Raw genomic sequence first — 21,905 nt, 5'->3', positions numbered from 1 at the left:
GCTCCGTAGCGGTCGGCTCATAGTGTGAGACGCATGACGCTCCCGTTGGCGCTGCTCGTACTGGCCGGTCTCGCCGCCGCCGTGGCGCCCCGCGTGCTGGCGCGCTCCTCCTGGCCCGAGAGGGAACCCGTGCTCGGGCTGTGGATGTGGCAGTGCGTGATCGCCGCCGTACTGCTGTGCTGCGCGCTGGCGATGGCCTTCTCCGCGGCGGCCGCCTGGCAGGCCGTGCGCTCACACGTCTTCGCGCCCGCCCCGAGCGGCGTCGAAGAGGCGTATGCCCTGGGTTCGCCCGGGCCGTGGGCCGGGCTTCTGGCGGTGCTGCTCGCCTGCGGCGGCGCCTGGACCGGGGCGATGCTCCTGCGCGAGGTGCACGAGGCCCGTGTGCGCCGCCGCCGGCGCCGCGCCGAGCTGCGCGAGCGCGCGCCCCGCCTGCCCGGCGAGGAGCCGTCCGAGGGCGACCGTCTCGTCGTCCTGGAAGGCGCCAAGCCGGACGCGTGGTGGCTGCCGGGCAACGCGCCCCAGCTGGTGGTGACGACGGCCGCGCTGCGCCGCCTGAAGGGGCGGCAGCTCGATGCGGTCCTGGAGCACGAGCAGGGGCACGCCCGGGCCCGGCACGACTGGCTGATGCACTGCTCGTCGGCGCTGGCGGCGGGCTTCCCGCGCGTCCCGGTGTTCGCCGCTTTCCGCGACCAGGTGCACACCCTGGTCGAGATGGCGGCCGACGACACCGCGTCACGCCGCTTCGGGCGGCTCACGATCGCCCTCGCACTCGTCGAACTCAACGAGGAGCGGGGCGTGTTCGGTCCGTGCCCCACGCCGCTGGCCGAGGTGCCGCACCGTGTGCACCGCCTGCTCACGGCGCCGCCCAGGCTTCCGGTGGCCCGCAGGCTGCGGATGACCGCGGCCGCGGCGGTGGTTCCGGCAGTGCCGTTGCTCGTGGCCTTCGTGCCAGGACTCTCCGCGCTTCGATAGCCCAACGGGCCTCCGGCAGGTGAAGATCGAGGCATGCGACCGTCCCCCCTCCCCTCGTCCGGCTCCTCCTCTTCCGGCCCCGGCCCGTCGGACTGCCGTCCCTCCCGGGCACCGTGGCTGTGGAGCGCCCTCGGACTGACGGCGGCCTCGGCGACTCTCGTCGCGCTCGTCGCGCTGGGGTGGCAGCCGCTGCTCGACCTCGACGAGGACGTCGCGGACTGGACGCACGCACGGGCCCTCGCCCATCCCGCCTGGACGGAGACCAACCGGGTTCTCACCGACTGGGTGTGGGACACGGTCACGATGCGGCTGCTGGTCCTCGCCGCCGCAGTGTGGCTGTGGCTGCGGCGGGGGGAGAAGGTGCTCGCTGTGTGGTGCGTGGCGACGTCCGCTGCGGGTACGGGAGTTCAGCAGGGCCTCAAGGCAGCGCTAGACCGGGAACGCCCTCAGTGGGAGCAGCCCGTCGACGTCGCGCACTACGCGGCCATGCCCTCCGGGCACGCCATGACGGCGGCGGTCACCTGCACGCTGATGCTGTGGCTGGCGCGGGAGTTCGCCGCTCCGGCGAACGCGCGGCGGGCCGTCGCGGTGCTGGCCGCGGTGTCGGTGCTCGGGGTGTGCGTGACGCGGATCGCGCTGGGCGTGCACTGGCTGACGGACACGCTCGTCGGAGCGATGCTGGGCATCGCGCTCGCCGGCGCGGCGATCGGGGCGTGGTACACGCTCCTGCAGCGCTCGTGGAAGCCCCACGGGCACAACGATGCCGCTGCCGCGGCGGGTGACGCCCGCGGCTAGGGTGCGTCGTCCGTCAGATATCGGCCCAAGGCCTGCCACGACAGGTCCTACGGCTTCATCACGTCCGTGTGGATGGCGAGTTTGAACTGGGCGTGCCTCAGAGGGGTGGAGATCTTCTTGTCGCCCCTGCCCCGGGCCGAGACCTTCAGCCCCAGCGGCGTCCCCGGGTGGACGAAGAACTGCCACATGTAGGACTTGTACTGGCCGCCGCCCGTCTCGGCCGCGTCCGTCGTCGCCGTCGAGTCGTATCCGTCGCCGAGCGGGTCGCGCACGAAGCGGGCGCGGTACTCGTGCGGATCGCCGTCCTTCTCCCAGTGGACCATCGCGGAGACGATGCCCCACCCCTCGTGGCTGGGATAGATCAGGCCGGAACGGGCGTGCGGGAAGTCCTCGGAGTCATCGCCGCCGTTGGCGGGGTCGTGCATCTTCCAGGGGTCGTAGGACTCCGCGCCGTACGGGAAGCGGACCAGGTGGTAGCCGTCGTCGTCGTACGACACGCGCTGGGAGGGGGAGGACTTCGCGTCCCAGATGAGCGAGACCACCGCTAACGACATGAGCTCTCCCTGTGAGCTGCGGATGGGGATCGCTGTCCGACAGGTCCGGACAAGCCCTTGCCTTCGGCCATGCCCGTCTCACCGTCTTTGTTCAGCATTCTACGGATGCAGCCGGCAGGCAACACCGTTGGACGAAGCGGTATTTGACGGGACGGGGCGTGCGGGGAGCGCGCGCCGGACCCGCCTCTCGGGACGGCGCACCGGTCGGTCAGCGCTTACCGGAAGTACACGACGGCCGGCGCCCCGGCTCCGCCGCGGACGTCCGTTCAGGGGTTCCAGACGCCGCGAGCTGCTGCCTCCGCGGCGTACCGGGCGAAGCTCTTCGGCTCGCGCCCCGTCAACTCGGCCACGGTGCCGTTGGGTTGGGAATCACCCTGGGCGCGCAGCGCGGCGAACGCCGAGAGCATGCCGTCGGTGACCTCACGGGGCGTACCCGCGGCCTCCAGGACCGCGGTGAACTCCTCGTCACCACCCCGGTAGCGCACGGTGCGGCCGCACGCCTCGCCGATGACGGCCGCCGCGTCGCCGAAGGAGAGCGCCTCGGGACCGGTGAGTTCGTAGCTCCGCCCCTCGTGCCCGCCGCCTGTCAGGACGGCGACGGCCGACGCCGCGATGTCTTCCGCGTCGACGAACACCTGGCGCATGCCGCCCAGCGGCAGGACGATCTCACCCGCGAGGACCTGCGGCAGGCAGAAGCCCTCGTCGAAGTTCTGGTCGAACCAGTCCGGCCGGACGATCGTCCACTCGACCCCCGACGCGCGTACCGTCCGCTCCGCCGCCAGCAGGCGTTCGTCGCCCATCGCCTCGATCCCTCTGCTGGAGAGCAGCACGATCCGCCGGACGCCCCGCCGCACCGCGCACTCCACGAACTCCGGGTCCACCGCGGTGTCTTCGGGCGCCATCAGCCACATCCGGGAGGCCGGGCCGATCGCGCCCTCCCAAGTGTCGCGCACCGCCCAGTCGAAGGGGACCGCCCCGCTCCGCGAGGCGGCCCGCACCGGCACGCCCTCGGCGCGCAGTCCGTCCGCCACCCGACGGCCGACCGTGCCGGTGGCTCCGAGAACAAGCGTCGTGTCATCAGCCATGGCACCACCCAACCACCCGGCACTGACAATGCCGTGGCCCGCGACTCGGCGGCGAGGCGCAGCGCGGAGATCCGCGGCGACCGGCCGGGAGCAGGCCGGTTCCGCAGTGCCGAGGCGCTCGTCCTCGGACTGGCGGAGCAGGTGCGGCGGCGGCTGGCCGCATGGGCTCCGGCGATCCCGCGCGACGTGGCGAACTCCTTCGCCCCGCAGAAGCTCCCGGTCCGTGCTGCACTGCCGACGTCGACACCTCCCCCATGTTGCAGTTCGCCGACGCGTTCATGACCTCCTCGCGAGCGGGGCGGGACGGGGCGAAGTAATCCCCGTGTGCGGCCCTCCTGAAAGATCCCCCGAAAGAACGCGGTGAAGAAGGCGGGAGAGGGAGACAATCCCGGTACCACGTGAGTGCGTGCCCGCCGTCCGGACACCGATTGCGGAAGTCCACCGCGTATCAGAAAGCGGTCGATCTCCGTCGAGTCCCCGCCGGTATTCGTGCGCAGGCTGTGGAACACGAGGGCCCGCCACTCGCGCTTGAGTAAGTCCTACTCAATACCGGCGGACCCCCGCGTGGTGCACTCCTGCGGGGCCGGGTATTCCAGCGGCAGGGGGAGACTGCGGCGGCGGTTCGCCACCGTACGCGACCAGGCAGCAGAGGACGGCCCCGCCTTGTCCGGACTCACATCGCAGCCCGGGGAGGCGGCGCAGCAGGGGTGAGCCGACCGGCTCTTGCCGGCGAAGGCGAAGGTCCGTCCGGAGGGTACATGCAGGAGCAGAACAAGCAGAGCGATACGCCGTGCGCCCAGGCCGTCTACGACAACATATGGGCCTCTCCGGTCCTGTTCGTCTTCGTCTCGCTTTCCCTCTTCCTCTCACCGCATGACTACGGAGGCAATATGGCGGCCTGGGCCGTCTATTTCGCCGGCTGGACTCCACCCGCCCTGATGGGGTTGTGGTGCCTCAAGTCCGGGAGAAGACCGGACCTGCCCGCCGCGCCTATCGGGCTCGCCGTCCTTGCGGGCGGCGGTCTGTGCAACTTCCTTCTGCACAACCAGAGCCTGCCCATCTGAGGGGGACTCAGGGCACGCCAGCCCAGTCGCCCGCCCGGACCGCGACGGGCTGAACACCCCTGCACCGCCGGACACCGACGACGCCGCCCCGCCGAGATCCTGCCGGCGGGGCGGCCGCTTTCTGCCGACCCAACCCGCGCCCCCACACGAAGGTTGAACACAAAACCGCCACAATCTTTACGTGATCTCGACAGTCACCATTCCGCCGGATCCGCTCCGGGCCACATGTAAAGGGGGGATCCCATGAAGATCCGTAGCATTGCGGTCACTGCGGCGATAGCCGTCACGCTGCCGCTGGCAGCGGCCTGCGGCAGCCAGGGCACCGCCGAACGCGCAGCGGACAAGCCCGCCGCCGCGGCGAAGGCGGACGAGGACGAAGTCGACTGCACCTCCCAGGAGACCTCCCAGGCCGACTGGACGAAGCACTGCGCAGAGGGCGCCGGCGAAGAGGAAGCCCCCGACACGGAGCTGAAGTTCGGCGACGGGTTCCGCTTCCACGACGGCGTCAAGGTCACCGTCACGCGCGTGGAGAGGTTCGCCGACTTCCACGAGTACGACTCGAAGCCCACCCCCGCGCAGAACGCGTTCCGCGTCCACCTGAAGATCACGAACGGGAGCAAGAAGCCCGTCAGCCTCGACGACATGAGCGTCCTCGTCAGCGGCGCCACCAAGGGCGGCGACGCCGAGATCACCACGTGGGAGAACGGAGCCTCCGAAATGGCGGGCGGCAGGATCGCGCCCGGCGTGACCGCGGACAAGACCGAGGACGGCGTCCTCGACAAGAAGTACGGCACCCAGGCCCTCGTCACCCTCGCCTACATGCCGTCGGACGGCGACGTCGACGTGTTCGCCGCCGAACCCAACTGGACGGGTCCCATCCGATAGCCCGACGGCCCTCGCGAGCTGTGCCCGTCGCCGTGCCCCCAGCCGGCGGCGGGCCCGACTCCTGGCAGGGCTCCGAAGCCCTGAGGCGAGCCCGTAGAGCCGATCAGCTGCCTGATCGGCGAACGAAAAGGCCCCCGCACTCCGAGAAGGAGTCGCGAGGGACGGCAGAGCGACCGGTATTGGGCGATCCCCCGTGTCGCCCAATACCGGTGGCCAGCCGGGCGCAGCCTGGTCGGGGCGTGCGTCCGAAGTCGTCCTGAGTATATTGGCTGTGGGCCAGTCAACAACAGGAGCTACAGGATGTCCCCTCGGAGCGCTTCGGTCAATGAAGAGTTGCGCCGACGCTCACGCGAACGATTGCTTCAGGCGACTGTGGAGCTGGTGGGCGAGCGCGGCTTCGAAGCGACGACCCTCGGCGACATCGCCGACCGGGCCGGCTCCGCCCGCGGACTCATCTCGTACTACTTCGCGGGGAAGCGGCAGCTCTTCCAGTCCGCCGTGCACCGGCTCATGCATCTGACCCTGGACGAGGCGCTGGGGCGCGCGCCCGAGCCGGCCGGCACCGAGGCCGGGAACGAGCAGCTCGCGCGCGCCATCGACGCGATTCTCGGCCTGGCCGTCGACAGGCCCGTGCTGATGCGGGCGCACATGGCGGGGATTTTGCAGCAGGAGGGCTTCGTCCAGTGCCCCGAGCAGCAGCGCCTCGCGGTACTGCTGCAGCAGACCATCGAACGGTACGGATCCCCCGATCCGGACACCGACTACCCGCTGCTCCGTGCGCTGCTGATGGGCGCCGTCGTCGCCGTGCTGCTGCCGGGCGCGCCGATGCCCGTCGCGAGGCTGCGCGCCGAGCTGTTCGCGCGCTACGAACTGGAGTGGCGGCTGGGCCGCCCACCGCAGGAGGCGCCGCCCGCCGGGGCGCGCCAGATGCCGGTCCAGCAGCCGTCGGTCACCCTGCGGGCACCTGCTCCCCCGCCGCAGCACGGAGCCGGGTGCTGCGGCGGGGGTACCACGGCCTGCGGGCTGCCGTTCGAGACGCGCGAGAGCGCGGAGGCGGCGGGGGCAGCGGAGTCCTGACGTGCGGCGACCCCGGCGCTGCGGGCAGCACTCCTGTCGTCTTCCGGCACCTTTCTGACCGTCGCCGCCGGCGGCACGGCGCCATTGTCAGTGGCCGGGTGCAGACTTATGCCCACCTCGGACAACGACGTCAAGGGAGGCGAAATCCGGCATGGCAGACGTGATTCTTGCGGTGGGGACGCGAAAGGGGCTCTTCCTCGCCAGGCGTGGAGTGGGCGAACGGCGTGCGCCGGGCTGGGAGTTCGACGGTCCGCACTTCAACGCCCAGGCGGTGTACTCCGTCGCGATCGACACCAGGCGGCCCTCCGGGCCCCGCATCCTCGTCGGCGGCGACAGCGCGCACTGGGGCCCGTCGGTGTTCCACTCCGACGATCTGGGGTCGACGTGGACGGAGCCGCCCGAGCCCGCCGTCAGGTTCCCGCAGGACACGGGCACTTCCCTCGAACGCGTCTGGCAGCTGGAGCCGGGCGGCGCGGGCGAGCCGGACGTCGTGTACGCGGGCACCGAGCCGGGCGCGCTCTTCCGCTCGGAGGACGGCGGGAGCAGCTTCGAGCTGGTACGCGGCCTGTGGGAGCACCCCACACGCGAGGAGTGGGTCCCGGGAGGCGGCGGCCTCGGCCTGCACACCGTCCTGGTGGACCCGAGGGACGCCCGCAGGGTGACGGTGGCGGTCTCCACCGGCGGGGCGTACCGCACCGCCGACGCGGGCAAGAGCTGGGAGCCCTGCAACCGCGGCGTCCAGGCTGTCTTCCTGCCGGAGAACCAGCAGTTCCCGGATTACGGGCAGTGCGTGCACAAGATCTCCCGGGACGCGATCGACCCCGACCGGCTCTACCTCCAGAACCACTGGGGCGTCTACCGCAGCGACGACGCCGGAACCAGCTGGCAGCCGATCGGCGAGAGCCTCCCGTCGGACTTCGGCTTCCCCGTGGTCAGCCACCCGCACCGCACGGGCGTCGCCTACGTCTTCCCCCTCAACGCCGACTCCGACAGAGTGCCGGCCGGGCGCCGCTGCCGCGTCCACCGCACGGAGGACGCCGGGGAGACGTGGCAGGAGCTCGGCTCCGGGCTGCCGGAGTCGGCGCACTACGGGCCGGTTCTGCGGGACGCGATGTGTGCGGACGACGCCGATCCGGCGGGGATCTACTTCGGCAACCGCAACGGCGAGGTCTTCGCCAGCGCGGACGAGGGCGAGACCTGGCAGCAGCTCGCAGGGCACTTCCCGGACGTGCTGTGCGTGAGGGCGACGGTGATCGACTGATGTGAGCGTGACACCCGGGGCGGTGCGGCGGAGCCAGTAGAGTAACGGCCCGTGGCTGCACGACCGTTGAACGAGATTGTCGAACCGGGCTGGGCCAAGGCGCTGGAGCCGGTGGCTGAGAAGGTCGCCTCCATGGGCGAGTTCCTGCGCGCGGAGATCGCGGCGGGGAGAACCTATCTGCCGGCCGGCCAGAACGTACTGCGTGCGTTCCAGCAGCCTTTCGACGAGGTGCGCGTCCTCGTCGTCGGGCAGGACCCGTATCCGACTCCCGGCCACGCGGTGGGGCTCTCGTTCTCGGTGGCGCCGGACGTCAGTCCGCTGCCGGGCAGCCTCGAGAACATCTTCCGCGAGCTGCACGGCGACCTCGGCCTGCCCCGGCCGTCCAACGGCGACCTCACGCCGTGGACGAGGCAGGGCGTCCTGTTGCTGAACAGGGCGCTCACCACGGCACCGCGAAAGCCCGGTGCCCACAGGGGCAAGGGCTGGGAAGAGGTGACCGAGCAGGCGATCAGGGCTCTGGTGGAGCGTGACCGCCCGATGGTCTCGGTGCTGTGGGGGCGCGACGCGCGCAATCTGCGCCCGTTGCTCTCCAGCCGTCCCGTCGTGGAGTCCTCGCACCCGTCGCCCATGTCGGCGGACCGTGGGTTCTTCGGCTCGCGTCCCTTCAGCCGCGTCAACGCGCTCCTCGCCCAGCAGGGAGCGGAGCCCGTGGACTGGCGGCTCCCATGACGGACGGCGTCACGGCGGCGCACGGAACGGGCGGGCACGGCGAGCCGGCGGACGCCCCGGTTTCCGCGTGGGTGCTGGGTGCCGACTCCGGCGGTTCGGGCCTGCGCATCACGCTGGCCGCGGTGCCGGAGGGCGGAGCCCCGCAGACCGTCGGCACAGTGACGTCCACGGAGCCCGTACGGACCGGGGCGCAGGGCATCGACGCGGAGCACATGCTGGCCCAACTGGTACCCGCGGCGCGGGAGTTGCTGGAACGGGCGGGCGAGCGGGCACAGGCCGCGGGCCTGCGGTCGGTGTGCGTGGGGGCGGCGGGCATGGCGACACTCGGCGGGCAGCTGCGCGCCGAGCTTCCGGCCGCCCTGACACGCGAGTTCAGCGTCCGCCGCATCGCGCTGGCGGCCGACGCGGTGACCGCCTACGCGGGAGCGCTGGGGCAGCTGCCGGGTGCCGTCGTCGCCGGCGGCACGGGCCTCATCGCCATGGGGACGGACCTGCGGAACTGGCGCCGCGCCGACGGCTGGGGCCATCTGCTGGGCGACTGCGGAAGCGGAGCCTGGATCGGCCAGGCCGGTCTGCAGGCGGCGATGCGTGCCTACGACGGCCGGGAGGGCGGTTCGGCGGCGCTGAGGGAGCGTGCGGAAGCCGTTTTCGGTGCCCCGCTCAGCGGGCTGCCCGCCCAGCTGTATCCCCGCACGGACAGGCCTGCTGTGCTCGCCTCGTTCGCGCCCGAGGTCGCGGCCTGCGCGGACCGCGACACGGCGGCGAGCGAGATCCTCCGGGCGGCGGCGCAGGAGATCGCCACGGCGGCGGCCGCCGTCTGCCCCGCGGAGGAGGGGGTTTCGGTCGCCGTCACGGGAGGGCTCTTCCGCATCGGCGAGCCGCTGCTCGCCCCCCTGCGGGAGCAGTTGCACCGCCGCGCGCCCCACGCGCACCTCACCGAGCCGGCCGGCGACCCGCTGGACGGCGCGCTGCTCATCGCGGCGCGGCTCTCGTCGGATGCGCTGCGTCTGCCCCAGGATCCCGCTCTCCTGTCGCTGACCTGAGATAACGGACAAAAAGCCATAGGCCGCGCCGCCGGGAAACGGGCATATAGGTCCACTCTCCCCCGCCTGAACAGCGGGGCACCGCAAGGCGTTAACATGCGGGCGCATGAGCTCCCCCACTGACCCGGACCACGGCCTGCCTGTACGAATGCCGCGTCCACGCAGGCCCGGTCGGCACCGCCGGCCGGAGCCTGTCGTCGCGCCTGAGAACGCCCCTGCGCTGGTACTCGCCGTTCCCGGCACCCCGTCGAGTGCTGTCCGCAACCTCTCCGAAGAGGTGCTGAGCATCGCCCGTTCGGAGTTGCCGGGCATGGATGCGCGGATCGGTTTCGTGGAGGGCGACGGCGAGGAGTACCCGACGCTGGACGGGGTCCTCGCCCAGGCCGCCGCCGAACAGGACGCCGCCGCCGCACGCGCTGCCGAGCTCGCCGAACTCGAGGCAGCCGAGGCCGCCGAGGCGAAGGCCGACGACGAATCGGGCGGTGAGGCCCCTGCGGCCGCCGCCACGCCTCCGCCGCAGACCTCCGAGGAGCGCCTCGTCGCTGTCGTGGTCCCCCTGCTGGCAGGGCCGGACGCGGCGCAGATGCGGCAGATACGGCAGGCGGTGCTCTCCAGCGGCACGGGCGCGGAACTCACCGACGTGCTGGGGCCCCACCCGCTCCTCGCCGAGGGCGTCCACGTAAAGCTGTCGGAGGCCGGGCTGGCCAGGGCCGACCGTGCCCGGCTGTTCACGGTCGCGACGGCCGCTGACGGCATCATCCTCGCCACCGTGGGCGGCGAGGAGGCGGTGCAGGCGGCCGGGATCACGGGCATGCTGCTCGCCGCGCGTCTCGCCGTCCCCGTGCTGGCGGCGGGGCTGGACGAGGCGGGCGCCGTCGCGCGCATCGCCGAGCAGCTGCGCGAGGCCGGTTCCTCGCAACTGGCCGTGGCTCCCTGCCTCATCGGCCCCGAGGTTCCCGAGGGCCTGCTGGACGCCGCCGCGGAGGAGGCGGGCTGCTCGGTCGCGGAGCCGCTGGGCGCCTATCCGGCCGTCGGCAAGCTCGTGGCGTCCACGTACGCCGCCAAGCTGGGCATCGGGCAGCAGAACGCGCCGCAGGGCATGGCGGCACGCTGACGGAGGACGGCCCGCGCACGTCGTAGGGCCCCTCTGCTGAAGACGCGGCGTTCGACGTCCGGTACGCGGTGGGCGGCGGTTCTGGGAGAGCGCGGGAACGCCGCCCGGGCAGGGTGGGGGCGGGTGGCTTCCGCACGGCCGCCCCGCGCGTTCAGCTCGCGCCGGGCCGTGTTGACCGGTGCCCGCGCCGCGTACGCGCGCGCCGGTACGTTGCCCCGCCGCAGCGGACTACTGCGCGGCGGGGGCGGAGGCCGCTCAGCCGAAGACGACGCAGCTGGCGGCGGGAGCTCCCAGGCTGCCCGCACGGTGCGGGGTGCCGGATGCCTGGTCGATACCGAACCAGGTGACGTCCCCCGACCGCTCGTTGGCGGCGTAGAGCCAGCGGCCGGAGGGGTGCAGCGCCAGGTCCCGGGGCCAGTGCCCGCCGCACGGGACGGTGCCCGTCAGCTCCATCGAGTCGCCGGCGGCCGACAGCGCCAGGACGGCGATGCTGTCGTGGCCCCTGTTCGCAGCCCAGAGGAACCGGCCGTCGGCGGAGACCGCCAGTCCGGACGGGTAGTTGCGCTCCTGGGTGGCGTTCCCCGGGATGGTCGGCGCCTCCGTCAGCCGCTCCAGGGTGCCTGTCTCCTGGTCCCAGCGGCACACCGTCACGGAGGACTCCAGCTCGTTGACGACGTAGGCGAGGCCGCCGCGAGGGTGGAAGGCGAGGTGCCTCGGCCCGGTCCCCGGCCGCAGCCTCACCTCGGAGTGCGGCAGCGGCTCGCCGTCCTCGCAGCCGCCGCGCAGGTCGTAGATCCACACCGAGTCCGTGCCGAGGTCGACGGCCAGCAGCCAGCGGCCCGACGGGTCCGGGACGACGGCGTGCGCGTGCGGGCCTTCCTGACGGGCCGTCTCCGGGCCGCTGCCGGTGTGCACGTGCACCGAGGCGCGGCTGCCGAGGGTGCCGTCGGCGCGGACGGGCAGCGCGCTGATGCTGCCCGAGCCGTAGTTGGCGGTGACGAGGTGCCCCCGGGCGAGCGTGAGATGGGTGGGCCCGCCGCCTCTGACCGGTGTGGGTTCGCCGAGCAGCGCGGGTCTGTCCCGGTCGTCGAGGGAGAGAGCCGCGGCGCCGCCCGTGTCCCGCTCGCTGACCGCGTAGAGGTGTCCGCCGGGGGCTCCTGCTCCGCGGGGTCCTTCGGCGAGGACGAGGTAGGACGGGTCGGGTACGGCGCTCTCGGTGTGGTGCAGTTCGGTGAGGGCCCCGTCCGACCAGTCGATCGCGGCGGTCGTGATGCCTCGGCCTCCCGCCGACGTGAACGACCCGATGTAGGCCCGGTCCGCCCGCTGTTCGGCCGCGTCCCCGTACCGGCCGTCCCTCCGGCCGTTCTCCGAGCCGCTGTTCGCACCGCCGCTTGCATAACCGCTCACTGCCCTGCGCCCTTTCGCCGGGGCCGGTGACCCGGCCGTGGACTCTTCGCGATCATGGCCGACGGTAGCAGCGGGGATACGGCGGCGCGGGCGCTCCGCACGTACCTCCCCCCGCAGCTCAACAATCGGCTCGTGCTGGCACGCTGGCCTGCATGGACAACTCCGCGGCCAGGCCTGTGATCTTCGACCTCGACGGCACTCTCGTCGACAGCGAGCCCCTGTACTGGGAGGCGGCACGGGGCGTGCTCGCCGCGCACGGAGCGGGCGAGTTCACGTGGGAGGAGCATGCCCGCTTCATCGGCATCAGCACCGTGGAGACGATGGCTGCGCTGCGCCGCGAGTACGGCCTGGACGCACCTGTCGAGCAGCTCGTCGCGGAGAAGGACCGCGCCTACCTGGAGCTGGCGACCCGTTCCGCGCGTGTGTTCCCCGCGATGCTGGGCCTGGTGGAGAGGCTGGACGCGGCAGGGCACCCGTTGGCCGTCGCCTCGGGCTCGTCGAGGAAGGCCGTCGAGGCGGTGCTGGGGGCTACAGGCCTGCATGCCCTGCTGCCCGTCCGCGTCTCGGCGGAGGAGGTGGCGCGGGGAAAGCCCGAGCCGGACGTCTTCCTTGAGGCCGCGCGGCTGGTGGGGGCCGACCCGGCCTGCTGCGTGGTGGTCGAGGACGCGGCGCCCGGGGTCGAGGCCGCCCGGCGGGCGGGCATGCGCTGCGTGGCGGTACCGTACGTCCGGCCGGCGGACGGAGACGCGGACTTCGCCGCGGCGGGGTTGCTCTTCGCGGGCGGCCAGGAGGAGTTCGACGCGGACCGGGCGTACGCGTGGATCACGCGCGCTGCGGGCACCGGCCGGGGCGGCTGCCCGGACGGTGCCCGCTGAACTCCCGGTCAGGGAGCGGGAAACGCGGCGCGCAGGACTCCCGGGGCCTCCTCCCAGGAGATGCCGGCGACTTCTCCGGCGCGTTCCTCTCCGACGCACGAGGCCACCTTCGCGGTGAGCTCCTGCTCGGAGGCGGGGCGGCCGGGGTGGCCTCGCGGGAGGTCCAGTGCCGTCTCGGCCTCTCCGCCGCCCGCCAGCTCCACGCGGATGCCGGTCTCCCCCGCCATCAGGTCGTCCCCGCCGCCGGGCGACGTCCGCACCTCCGTACGCTCCAGCAGCCGCCGCACGGCGGGGCGGGCGGCAGCGGCGTCGGTGAAGTGGGCGCGGCCCGGGAAGCCGTCGAGCAGGGCGGTGGCGACCGCGTACTCCATGCTGAACTTCGCCTCCAGCCCGGTGCGGGGGAAGCTGTGGATCAGCGGCTGCATGCCGGCTTCGGGCGTGGACACCACGATCCGCTCCACGTCCGCCGGGTCGAGGCCGCCGTCCCGCAGCGTCCGGGCGGCGCTGATGGGCCGCTGCATCGCGTAGCAGCACGGGTGCAGCTTCACCGCCGGCTTCTCCGGCAGGGCCGGACCCGACAGATCGGGTTCCGTGCTGCCGCCGGCCAGCGCGAACCACTGGTCGAGCGCGGCCGGATCCGCGGACGCGCCCGCCGCGGCCAGGCGCGCAGCCCGTACGCCGGCGTCCGCGGCGAAGCCCACCTGGAGGCACTTGCCGGAGGTGCCGAACGCGCGCTGCACGCCGCCCGCGGCGGGGACCGCGAGCGCCATGGCCCGCTTGAGTCCGTCGGCGTCGAGGCCCAGAGCGACGCCCGCGGCGACGGCCGCGGCCGGTGCGCCCGCGGTGCAGGTGGCGTGCCAGCCGCTGCTGTAGTGGCTCCACCCCAGTGCCGTCCCGAGCCGGGCCATGACGCCGGCACCCGCCAGGTACGCGCGGGCGCCGCCTCCGGCCGCCAGCGTCGCGCTGACGCACACGACGCTGATGTGCGAGGTGGAGGGCAGGTGGACGTCGTCGAAGTCGAGGACGTGCCCCACCGCGGCCCAGCGCAGCGCTTCCGGAAGGTCCTCGGTCAGCTCGACGACGGGATCGTCGGCCGCCGCGAGGGTCACCGCGACGGTGTCCACCAGCGCGGTGCGCGCGACGTCGCGGTCCGCGTCGTCCACTTCGAGTGAGGCGGCCCAGTCCGCCAGGTCCGCGATCACAGGATCAGCCCCGGCAGCCATGTCGCGATCTCCGGAACGGCCGTCACCAGCGCGAGCATCGCGGCCTCGATCGCGAGATACGGGAGGATGCCGCGGAAGATGTCGGCGAGGTCGAGTTCCGGCACCACGGACTTCATCGTGTAGAGGTTCAGCCCGACGGGCGGCGTGATGACCGCCATCTCCAGGTTGATGACCAGCAGCACGCCGAACCACAGCGGGTCGAAGCCGAGTTCCTCGATCGCCGGCACGAGGATCGGCGTGACGACGAGCAGGAGCGAGGCGGCGTCGACGAGGCAGCCCAGCAGGACGAGGACCAACATGATCGCCGCGATGACGAGGTAGGGCGAGATGTCGAGGCCCACGACGAACCCGGTCACCGCATCGGGGATCCGGGCGGCCACCAGCATCTGCGTGAAGACGAACGCCGAACCGACGATGGCGAGTACGGAAGCGGTCACCGTCGCCGTCGAGACGAAGATCAGCCGCAGGTTCTTCCAGCCGAGCTTCTTGTAGATCCCTCCCGTGACCCCGAAGGCCGCGAGCGCGCCGACGGCCGCCGCCTCGGTGGGCGTCGCGAAGCCGGTGTAGATCGAGCCGAGCACGAGGAGGATGAGCAGCAGCGCCGGGGAGATCTTCCCGAGCGCCTTCAGGCGCTCTCCCCAGGTGAAGGTCTCCTGGACGACGGGCGCGTTGGCCGGTGCGGACTTCGCCCGCAGGACCACGTACAGGATCATCGCAGCGGCCAGCAGCAGACCCGGCACCAGTCCGCCCGCGAAGAGCTCCGCGATGCTCACGCCCGTCACCGACGAGTACAGGATGAACATGAGGCTGGGCGGGATGAGCATGGCCAGCGCGCCGGAGGCGGTGACCGTTCCGCTGGCGAACGCGGGCCGGTAGCCCCGGCTGAGCATCTCGGGCACGGCCATGCGCCCGATGACGGCCACCGAGGAGATGCTCACTCCGGACATCGCCCCGAAGACGGTCGAGGAACCGATGGCCGACGCCCCGAGTCCGCCGGGTATCCGGTTGAACCAGCGGTGCGCGGCGGCGAACAGGTCACGCCCGAGGCCGCTGACGGCGAGCACTTCACCGAGCAGGATGTACAGGGGCGCGGCGACGAGTGCGTAGTTCTGCAGCTGGGCGACGAGCGACAGGGGGACCAGCTCGACTCCCTGGAGCCCCTGCAGCCCGATCAGGCCGGCGATGCCGGACACGGCGAGCGCGACGAAGATCGGGGTGCGCAGCGCGATGAGGAAGAGCAGGAGGACGACCGCGAGGATCGCGATACCGGCGTCGGACATCATGGCTTGGCCTCTCCTTCACCGGACGAGGCGGATTCCGCGCCACCGTCTCCGGCACTGTCCCGTCCGCCCGTTCCGGAGGCCGCGGCCTCCGCCGGCGACGGTTCGGGTTCGGTCTGGACGGGGGGCTCCGCCTGGCCGCCCGGCGGGAAGAGCACCGCGACGAGGGTCAGCAGCACCCCGGTGACCAGCAGCGCGGCGTCGGGGATCCACAGGGGGATGCTGAAGGTGCCGGACCCGGTCAGGCCCCCCTCGATCGCGACGGCCATCGCCCGGTAGGCGGTGACGGCGAGGATCAGGCCGAGGAAGGCCGTTGCCGCTGCGGTGACACCGTCCGCGAGGCGGCGCGTCCGCTTCGGCAGCGCCCGGTACAGCAGGTCCATGGAGATGTGCTGGCCCTTGGCGTAGAGGTACGGCACCGAGAGCGCCGTGACCAGCAGTACCCCGGCGGCGTTCACGGGGTAGGCCCAGTCCGTCGGGGCGGCGAAGGTGAAGCGGACGACGACGTCGTAGGTGATGGTGAGCATCATCAGCGCGACGACGCTCATCGAGACGACGGCCAGCCCGAGGGAGCACGCCAGCACGTACTTGCGGATGTGGTCGAGTGCTTTCATGTCGGGGCCCTCACGCCTTCCGGATGGTCTCGACGGCGCGGCTCGCGGTCCGGGCGTCGCCGAGGCGGCGCTCCCACCGGGCGTACACCGGCTGAACTGCCTTGCGGAACGCGGCCATTCCGGCCTCGTCGGGCTCGACGAGCTCCACGCCGGCCTTCTCGACCTGGGGCAGGTACTTCTCGGTGTGGACCTTGAACATGGTCTCGGTGCCGTCCCGGTAGAGGGCCTCGCCCGCCGCGTCGAGAGCCCTCCGCACCACGGAATCCTGCTGCTCGTACCAGTCGGAGCGGCAGTACGCGTCGACCGTGTAGGCGCCGAAGTGGCCGGCGGTGCCGTACTTGACGATCCTCTGCAGATCGCGGGAGACCACCGTGCCGATGTAGCTGACGAGCCCGTCGATGGTGCCGCGTTCGATGGCCTCGTAGACCTCCGCGGATCCCATGGTGACCGGCGCGCCTCCGAGGGCCTTGACGGTCTCTCCCTCGATCTCGCCGGCGACGCGCAGCCGCATCCCGCGCACGTCCTCCGGCCTGCGGATCGGCTTGTCGACGGTCCAGAGGTACTCGAAGGTCGTCGGCATGCCGCCGAGGTTGCGGGCGCCCTTCGGAGCCAGCTTCCTGTTGATCAGTTCGTGCGGCTCCTCGCCCGGAGCGATGGCGCGGCGGAGCTTGTCGTAGTCCTCGGTGACGAACGGCAGCTCCATGGCGCCCAGGACCGGGTAGGTCGAGGAGACGTACGAACTGGTCTGGAAGATCACGTCGGCGACGCCTCCCAGCAGGCCCGGGAGGAGCTGCTCGGCGCCGAGCAGGCTGCCGGAGTCGAACAGGTCCAGCGAGAGCCGGCCCTTGCTGCGCTCCGTCGCCACGTCGACGAACTTCTGGATGCCGGGGTAGAGGTCGTCGTAGGAGGAGGGGATGTAGGTGGCCACCGTGGACTCCCGGCCGCCGCCCGCTCTCGCGGGAGCGCCGCAGCCGGTCAGCCCGGCGCTCGCCAGGCCCAGTCCGCCCAGTCCCGCTGCCGCGAGGAAGCCCCGCCGCCCGATTCCGTCTCTGTTCATCGCAGTACCTCGTCTGTAAGGCGTTCCAAGCTGGCCATGACCTGCTCCTGCGGCATCCCCGGCCACTGCGGGCGGAGCAGGATGTGCCCGGGACCCACGCGGTCGACGAGTTCGGCGAGCTGCGCGCGGCACGACTCGGCACTGCCGAGGATGAAGCGCCCCTTGCGCAGCTTGTCGAACTCCACGTCGAAACTCTGGGAGGGCGGCAGCACCTGGTCCTGGCCCCAGGCGCGGTAGGCGTCGTACTTGACCGTCAGGGCGGCGCGTACGTCCTCGACGGCCGACTCGTCGGTCTCCCCGACGTAGATCTCCTGGAGCACGTGCACCTCGGCGTCGTCGCGGCCGGCCTCGGCGCAGGCGTTCCGGAAGGTCGCCACCTGCTGGTACAGGTACTCCTTCTCCACGTGTGCCGCCGCGGCCAGCCACGGATATCCCATGCGGGCGGTACGCCGCAGCGCCCGGTCGGTGTGACCGGCGAGCCAGACGGGCGGGTGGGGCCGCTGCACGGGGCGCAGGACGGGGCGCACGCCGTCGAGCCGCACGGCGTCGTTGCTGAAGGTCACCTCGTCCTCGGTCCACAGGCGGCGTACGACGTCGAGGTTGTCGAGGAAGCGGCGCAGCCGCCCCGTTCTGGGCACGCCGAACGCGTCGAACTCCACGTCGCGGTAGCCGAGTCCGGCGCCGACCGTCAGGCGGCCTCCGCTGACGATGTCGAGCGTCGCCAGTTCCTCCGCCATGTCGACGGGGTTGCCGAGCGCCATGAGCGTGATGGCGGTGCCGATCCGCATGTCGCCGGACTCGGGGACGATGCGGGAGAGCACGGCCAGCGGGTGCAGGTACTGGAACGGGTCGGCGAGGTAGTGCTGCGTCGCCCACACCGAGGAGAAGCCCGCGTCCCGGGCGTAGCGCACCTGCTCCAGCTGCTCGTCGAAGCGCGCCACCGTGTCCTCGCCGGGCAGGAACTGGCTGCACAGCACGAGGCCGTACTCGGGGGATCCGTCCATCTGTGCTCCTGCTTCCCTTTCGTGCGGTGCTTCTACGGGCTCAGAACGACCTGGGCATCTTCAGTACGTGCTGGCCGATGTAGGAGAGGATGAGGTTCGTCGAGACGGGGGCGACCTGGTACAGCCGCGTCTCGCGGAACTTCCGTTCGATGTCGTAGTCGGCGGTGAAGCCGTAGCCGCCGTGGGTCTGCAGCGCCGCGTTGGCCGCCTCCCAGGAGGCGTCCGCGGCGAGGAGCTTGGCCATGTTGGCTTCGGCGCCGCAGGGTTTGCCCGCGTCGAACAGGTCGCAGGCGCGCCAGCGCATCAGGTCGGCGGCCTCGACGTTGACGTGGGCCCGGGCGATGGGGAACTGCACGCCCTGGTTCTGTCCGATGGGGCGGCCGAAGACGACGCGTTCGCTGCTGTAGCGGGCCGCTCGCTCCACGAACCAGCGGCCGTCGCCGATGCATTCGGAGGCGATGAGGATGCGTTCCGCGTTCATGCCGTCCAGGACGTAGCGGAAACCTTTCCCCTCTTCCCCGATGAGGCTGTCGGCGGGGATGTGGACGTCGTCGAAGAAGACCTCGTTCGTCTCGTGGTTCACCATCGTCCGCAGGGGCCGCAGTTCGACGCCGTCGACCTCGCGCAGGTCGATGAGGAACAGGGACAGGCCCTCGGACTTCTTCGCGGCTTCCTCCCGGGGCGTCGTCCGGGCGAGCAGCAGCATCAGGTCGGAGTGCTGCACGCGGGAGATGAAGACCTTCTGCCCGTTGACGACGTACCCGTCCGCGGTGCGCGTCGCCGTCGTGCGAATGGCTGTCGTGTCGGTACCGGCGGTCGGCTCCGTCACGCCGAACGCCTGGAGCCGCACCTCGCCGGAGGCGATGCCGGGCAGGTAGCGCTGCTTCTGCTCCTCGCTGCCGTGCCGCAGCAGCGACCCCATGGTGTAGAGCTGCGCGTGAACGGGCCCGGCGTTGCCGCCCGCGCCGTTGATGGCCTCGAGGATCACCGAGGCGTCGCCGAGGCCCAGGCCCAGGCCGCCGTACTCCTCGGGTACGAGGGCGCCGAGGCAGCCCGTCGCGGTCAGGGCGTCGACGAACTCCTCCGGGTAGCGGCGTGCGGCATCCACCTCCCGCCAGTACTCGTCCGGGTGGTCCGCGCAGATGCGCTCGGTCAACTGCCGCAAGTCCTTGCGGAGTTCGGACGTCATGCGGTCTCCTCCGTTCCGCCGGCAACAGCGTTCCCGGCTTCGTCGCCCGGTGCGTCGTCCGGCTGGGCCGCCTGGGCGGCCCCCGCCTCCGTCCCGGCGGTGTGGCGCGGGCCGTGGCCGCGCTTGTAGACGAGCAGCGTCCTGGTGAACTCGATGACGGCCTCGCCTGTCTGCTTGACGCCGGTCGTGCGGACGGTGACGACGCCCAGCGTGGGCCGCGACGCCGACTCCCTCGTCCGCAGCACCGTGGAGCGTGAGTGGATGGTGTCGCCCTCGAAGACGGGGCGGGGGAGGGTGATGTCCTCCCAGCCCAGGTTGGCGAAGACGTTCTGGGAGACGTCCGTGACGCTCTGCCCCGCGACGAGCGAGAGCGTGAACGTCGAGTTGACCAGCGGCTTGCCGAACTCGGTGCGCCGCGCGTACTCGTGGTCGAAGTGCAGGGGCGCGGTGTTCTGCGTGAGCATGGTGAACCAGATGTTGTCCGTCGTGGTCACCGTGCGGCCCAGGGGGTGCTCGAAGACGTCGCCCACGACGAAGTCCTCGTAGTACCGCCCCTGCCAGCCGGTGTGCGTCGTCATCGGTTCTCCTCCGCGAAGTCCAGTTCCGCGAGTACGGAATCGGTGTGCTGGCCGAGGGCGGGCACGGCACCGCCCCCGGCGACTCGTCCGCCCGGCGCTCCGGGCGGGAAGAGGGTGCGTACCGTTCCGTGCTCGGTCGGGGTGTCCAGCCACCGTCCGGGACGGCCCAGTTCGGGGTGGGAGGCGAGGTCGGCGAGCTCGGTCAGACGGCCCCACGCGATGCCCGCGGCGTCGAGCCGGGCGGTCAGGGCGGCCGCGGTGAACGCGCCGATGCGGGGAACGAGTTGCGCGTCCATCTCCGAACGGGCGGCCACCCGCTCCGAGTTGGAGCGGAAGCGCGGGTCGGAGGCGAGCGCAGGCTCTTCGAGGACGTCGGCGCACAGCCGCGCCCACTCCCGCTCGTTCTGCACCGCGATCATCACCGACGCGCCGTCCGCCGTGACGTACGCCCCGTACGGGGCGATGGCCGGGTGCGAGGTGCCCATCGGGACGGGAGCGGTGCCGCCGTAGAGGGTCTGGTAGAGCGGGTGCGCCATCCACTCGGTGAGGCAGTCGAAGAGGGAGACCCGCACGGGAAGCACCTCGCCCGTGGCGTCGCGGTGGCGCAGCGCCGCGAGGACGCCGCTGAAGGCGTAGGAGCCGGCGGCGATGTCGGCGATGGAGATCCCGGTCTTCGCGGGCTCCCCGGGGGCGCCCGTCAGCGACATGACGCCGGCCTCGGCCTGGATCAGCGCGTCGTAGGCCTTCTTCTCCGGCTGGGGCCCTTCCGGGTCGTAGCCGGATATCCGGCAGACGACGAGCCGGGGGTGGCGGCTGCGCAGCGCGTCCGCGCCGAGTCCGAGCCGTTCGAGCGCGGTCGGGGCGAGGTTGGCCACGAGGACGTCCGCGCGCTCCAGCAACCGGTGCAGAGCGGCCATCCGTCCGGGGTCCTTCAGGTCGAGCTCGACGGACTCCTTGCCGCGGTTGAGCCAGACGAACGCACTGGAGCCGCCGTGCACGGCCCGGTCGTAGCCGCGGGCGAAGTCGCCTCCGTCGGGCCGCTCCACCTTGATGACCCGTGCCCCGAGGTCGGCGAGCTGCCGGGTGGCCAGGGGCGCGGCGACGGCCTGTTCGAGGGCGACGACGGTCACGTCCTCCAGCGGCAGCCGTGCCGGGGCGGTCATCGCGCCGCCTCCGCACCGCGGACCCCGCTCGCCGGCGGGCCGTTCTCGGCGCCCTTGCCGCTCTGGGCGGCGCCGAGCAGCGCGACGGCCCGGGCGACGACCGGCCTGTCGACGAACGTCCCGTCGGCCAGCCGCAACGCCCCGGCGCCCCGCTCCTGCGCCGCCTCGTACGCGGCGAGCACTTCGCGGGCGCGGTCGAGTTCGTGCGGTGCGGGCGCGAAGGCGTCCCGCACGGGGCCCACCTGGCGGGGGTGGAGCACGACGCGGCCGGTGAATCCGAGCCGGCGGGCGGCGGCGCTGGAGCGTACGAGTCCTTCCTCGTCGTCGAGCGCCTGGTACGGGCCGTCGAGCGGGCCCGCGAGACCGGCTGCCCGCGAGGCGAGCACGACCTGCGAACGGGCGTGCAGCAGTTCGTGCCCTTCGACGGAGGGCTCCACGCCCAGTTCGTGTGCGAGGTCGAGCGTGCCGAACATCAGGGCCTGCACGCGCGGCGCCGCCGAGGCGAGGGCGGCGGCGGCGAGCACGCCGCGGGCGGTCTCCACGATCGGCACCAGGGGCAGTCCGCCTTCGGCCTCGGCGGCACCTCCGGCGGCAGACAGCGCCCGGTCGACCTCCTCGATCTGCGCCGCGGACTCGGCCTTGGGGAGGATCACCCCGTCCACGCGGCCGCGGCCGGACAGCCGGGCGACGGCATCCAGGTCGGCCTGCGACTCCGGGTGCCCGAGCGCGTTGACGCGGACGTACACGGCGGGGCCAGGACGCTCGGGCAGCCCGTCGAGCACCTCGGCGGTGCGGGCGCGGGCGGTCGCCTTGTGCGCGTCGGCGACGGCGTCCTCGAAGTCGACGGCCACAGAGTCCGCAGCGGTGCCGAGGGCCTTGACGATGCGGTCCGGCCGGTCGCCGGGGACGAACAGCATTGCCCGTCCGACGTACATG

Annotated in this window: 22 protein-coding genes; 10 read left to right on the top strand and 12 right to left on the bottom strand. The window is 72.3% G+C overall.

All coding sequences use genetic code 11. The features are described from left to right. The first annotated feature begins 33 nt into the window (after window positions 1-33). The gene (locus IEY56_RS00600) at window positions 34-972 is read left to right on the top strand and encodes a M56 family metallopeptidase (protein ID WP_189035043.1); all 939 of its coding nucleotides are present in this window, start codon (window positions 34-36) and stop codon (window positions 970-972) included. 33 nt (window positions 973-1,005) lie between these two features. Then, complete coding sequence (locus IEY56_RS00595) at window positions 1,006-1,767, top strand: phosphatase PAP2 family protein (RefSeq protein WP_189035042.1); 762 nt, start codon at window positions 1,006-1,008, stop codon at window positions 1,765-1,767. A 47-nt stretch (window positions 1,768-1,814) separates the two neighbouring features. On the opposite strand, the gene IEY56_RS00590 is transcribed toward IEY56_RS00595, so the two are convergent. Then, window positions 1,815-2,321, bottom strand: a complete 507-nt coding sequence (locus tag IEY56_RS00590) for a hypothetical protein (RefSeq protein ID WP_189035041.1) — start codon at window positions 2,319-2,321, stop codon at window positions 1,815-1,817. A 266-nt stretch (window positions 2,322-2,587) separates the two neighbouring features. Continuing rightward, on the bottom strand, window positions 2,588-3,406 hold the full coding sequence (locus IEY56_RS00585) for a Rossmann-fold NAD(P)-binding domain-containing protein (protein ID WP_189035040.1): 819 nt from the start codon (window positions 3,404-3,406) through the stop codon (window positions 2,588-2,590). Window positions 3,407-4,164: 758 nt separating this feature from the next. Between IEY56_RS00585 and IEY56_RS00580 the strand changes: the two genes are divergently transcribed. From IEY56_RS00580 to IEY56_RS00550, 7 genes are all read left to right on the top strand, one after another. Next, the gene (locus IEY56_RS00580; protein WP_189035039.1) at window positions 4,165-4,470 is read left to right on the top strand and encodes a hypothetical protein; all 306 of its coding nucleotides are present in this window, start codon (window positions 4,165-4,167) and stop codon (window positions 4,468-4,470) included. A 243-nt stretch (window positions 4,471-4,713) separates the two neighbouring features. Further along, on the top strand, window positions 4,714-5,355 hold the full coding sequence (locus IEY56_RS00575; protein WP_189035038.1) for a hypothetical protein: 642 nt from the start codon (window positions 4,714-4,716) through the stop codon (window positions 5,353-5,355). Window positions 5,356-5,655: 300 nt separating this feature from the next. Beyond that, window positions 5,656-6,432: a TetR/AcrR family transcriptional regulator gene (locus IEY56_RS00570; RefSeq protein ID WP_189035037.1), complete on the top strand. Its 777-nt coding sequence runs from the start codon at window positions 5,656-5,658 to the stop codon at window positions 6,430-6,432. Window positions 6,433-6,583: 151 nt separating this feature from the next. Next, window positions 6,584-7,693 carry a WD40/YVTN/BNR-like repeat-containing protein gene (locus IEY56_RS00565; protein ID WP_189035036.1) on the top strand — a complete coding sequence of 370 codons (1,110 nt, stop codon included), beginning with the start codon at window positions 6,584-6,586 and terminating at the stop codon, window positions 7,691-7,693. 51 nt (window positions 7,694-7,744) lie between these two features. Next, window positions 7,745-8,422, top strand: coding sequence for a uracil-DNA glycosylase (locus IEY56_RS00560; protein ID WP_189035035.1), 678 nt, complete (start codon window positions 7,745-7,747; stop codon window positions 8,420-8,422). After that, window positions 8,419-9,465 carry an N-acetylglucosamine kinase gene (locus tag IEY56_RS00555; protein WP_189035034.1) on the top strand — a complete coding sequence of 349 codons (1,047 nt, stop codon included), beginning with the start codon at window positions 8,419-8,421 and terminating at the stop codon, window positions 9,463-9,465. Before IEY56_RS00560 ends, IEY56_RS00555 begins: the two co-directional genes overlap by 4 nt. Before the next feature lie 106 nt (window positions 9,466-9,571). Next, window positions 9,572-10,579, top strand: a complete 1,008-nt coding sequence (locus tag IEY56_RS00550) for a sirohydrochlorin chelatase family protein (protein WP_189035033.1) — start codon at window positions 9,572-9,574, stop codon at window positions 10,577-10,579. Window positions 10,580-10,834: 255 nt separating this feature from the next. On the opposite strand, the gene IEY56_RS00545 is transcribed toward IEY56_RS00550, so the two are convergent. Further along, window positions 10,835-11,884, bottom strand: coding sequence for a lactonase family protein (locus tag IEY56_RS00545; protein ID WP_229711495.1), 1,050 nt, complete (start codon window positions 11,882-11,884; stop codon window positions 10,835-10,837). Window positions 11,885-12,138: 254 nt separating this feature from the next. On the opposite strand from IEY56_RS00545, the gene IEY56_RS00540 reads away from it, so the two are divergent. Beyond that, complete coding sequence (locus IEY56_RS00540; protein ID WP_189035031.1) at window positions 12,139-12,861, top strand: HAD family hydrolase; 723 nt, start codon at window positions 12,139-12,141, stop codon at window positions 12,859-12,861. 8 nt (window positions 12,862-12,869) lie between these two features. On the opposite strand, the gene IEY56_RS00535 is transcribed toward IEY56_RS00540, so the two are convergent. Genes IEY56_RS00535 through IEY56_RS00495 form a run of 9 tightly spaced genes read right to left on the bottom strand, consistent with a single transcriptional unit; the run spans window position 12,870 to window position 21,904 of the window. After that, a complete protein-coding gene (locus IEY56_RS00535) occupies window positions 12,870-14,084 on the bottom strand; it encodes an MmgE/PrpD family protein (protein WP_189035030.1) in 1,215 nt (404 codons plus the stop codon). Beyond that, window positions 14,060-15,367, bottom strand: coding sequence for a TRAP transporter large permease (locus tag IEY56_RS00530; RefSeq protein WP_229711428.1), 1,308 nt, complete (start codon window positions 15,365-15,367; stop codon window positions 14,060-14,062). The genes IEY56_RS00535 and IEY56_RS00530 overlap by 25 nt, the downstream gene beginning before the upstream one ends. After that, window positions 15,364-15,978, bottom strand: a complete 615-nt coding sequence (locus tag IEY56_RS00525; RefSeq protein ID WP_189035029.1) for a TRAP transporter small permease — start codon at window positions 15,976-15,978, stop codon at window positions 15,364-15,366. The genes IEY56_RS00530 and IEY56_RS00525 overlap by 4 nt, the downstream gene beginning before the upstream one ends. 10 nt (window positions 15,979-15,988) lie before the next feature. Next, window positions 15,989-17,035 carry a TRAP transporter substrate-binding protein gene (locus IEY56_RS00520; RefSeq protein ID WP_189035028.1) on the bottom strand — a complete coding sequence of 349 codons (1,047 nt, stop codon included), beginning with the start codon at window positions 17,033-17,035 and terminating at the stop codon, window positions 15,989-15,991. After that, on the bottom strand, window positions 17,032-18,039 hold the full coding sequence (locus IEY56_RS00515; RefSeq protein WP_189035027.1) for an LLM class flavin-dependent oxidoreductase: 1,008 nt from the start codon (window positions 18,037-18,039) through the stop codon (window positions 17,032-17,034). The genes IEY56_RS00520 and IEY56_RS00515 overlap by 4 nt, the downstream gene beginning before the upstream one ends. A 40-nt stretch (window positions 18,040-18,079) precedes the next feature. Beyond that, complete coding sequence (locus IEY56_RS00510) at window positions 18,080-19,228, bottom strand: acyl-CoA dehydrogenase family protein (protein WP_189035026.1); 1,149 nt, start codon at window positions 19,226-19,228, stop codon at window positions 18,080-18,082. Next, on the bottom strand, window positions 19,225-19,806 hold the full coding sequence (locus tag IEY56_RS00505) for a MaoC family dehydratase (protein WP_189035025.1): 582 nt from the start codon (window positions 19,804-19,806) through the stop codon (window positions 19,225-19,227). The genes IEY56_RS00510 and IEY56_RS00505 overlap by 4 nt, the downstream gene beginning before the upstream one ends. After that, entirely contained in the window at window positions 19,803-20,969 is a 1,167-nt protein-coding gene (locus IEY56_RS00500; RefSeq protein ID WP_189035024.1) for a CaiB/BaiF CoA transferase family protein, read from the bottom strand. The genes IEY56_RS00505 and IEY56_RS00500 overlap by 4 nt, the downstream gene beginning before the upstream one ends. Next, window positions 20,966-21,904 carry an HpcH/HpaI aldolase/citrate lyase family protein gene (locus IEY56_RS00495; protein WP_189035023.1) on the bottom strand — a complete coding sequence of 313 codons (939 nt, stop codon included), beginning with the start codon at window positions 21,902-21,904 and terminating at the stop codon, window positions 20,966-20,968. Before IEY56_RS00495 ends, IEY56_RS00500 begins: the two co-directional genes overlap by 4 nt. Window position 21,905: the final 1 nt, after the last annotated feature.

The organism is Streptomyces daqingensis (assembly GCF_014645895.1).
GTDB lineage: Bacteria > Actinomycetota > Actinomycetes > Streptomycetales > Streptomycetaceae > Streptomyces > Streptomyces daqingensis.
The sequence above is the reverse complement of the archived record's forward strand: the minus strand, read 5'-3'. Positions and strand labels throughout refer to the sequence as shown.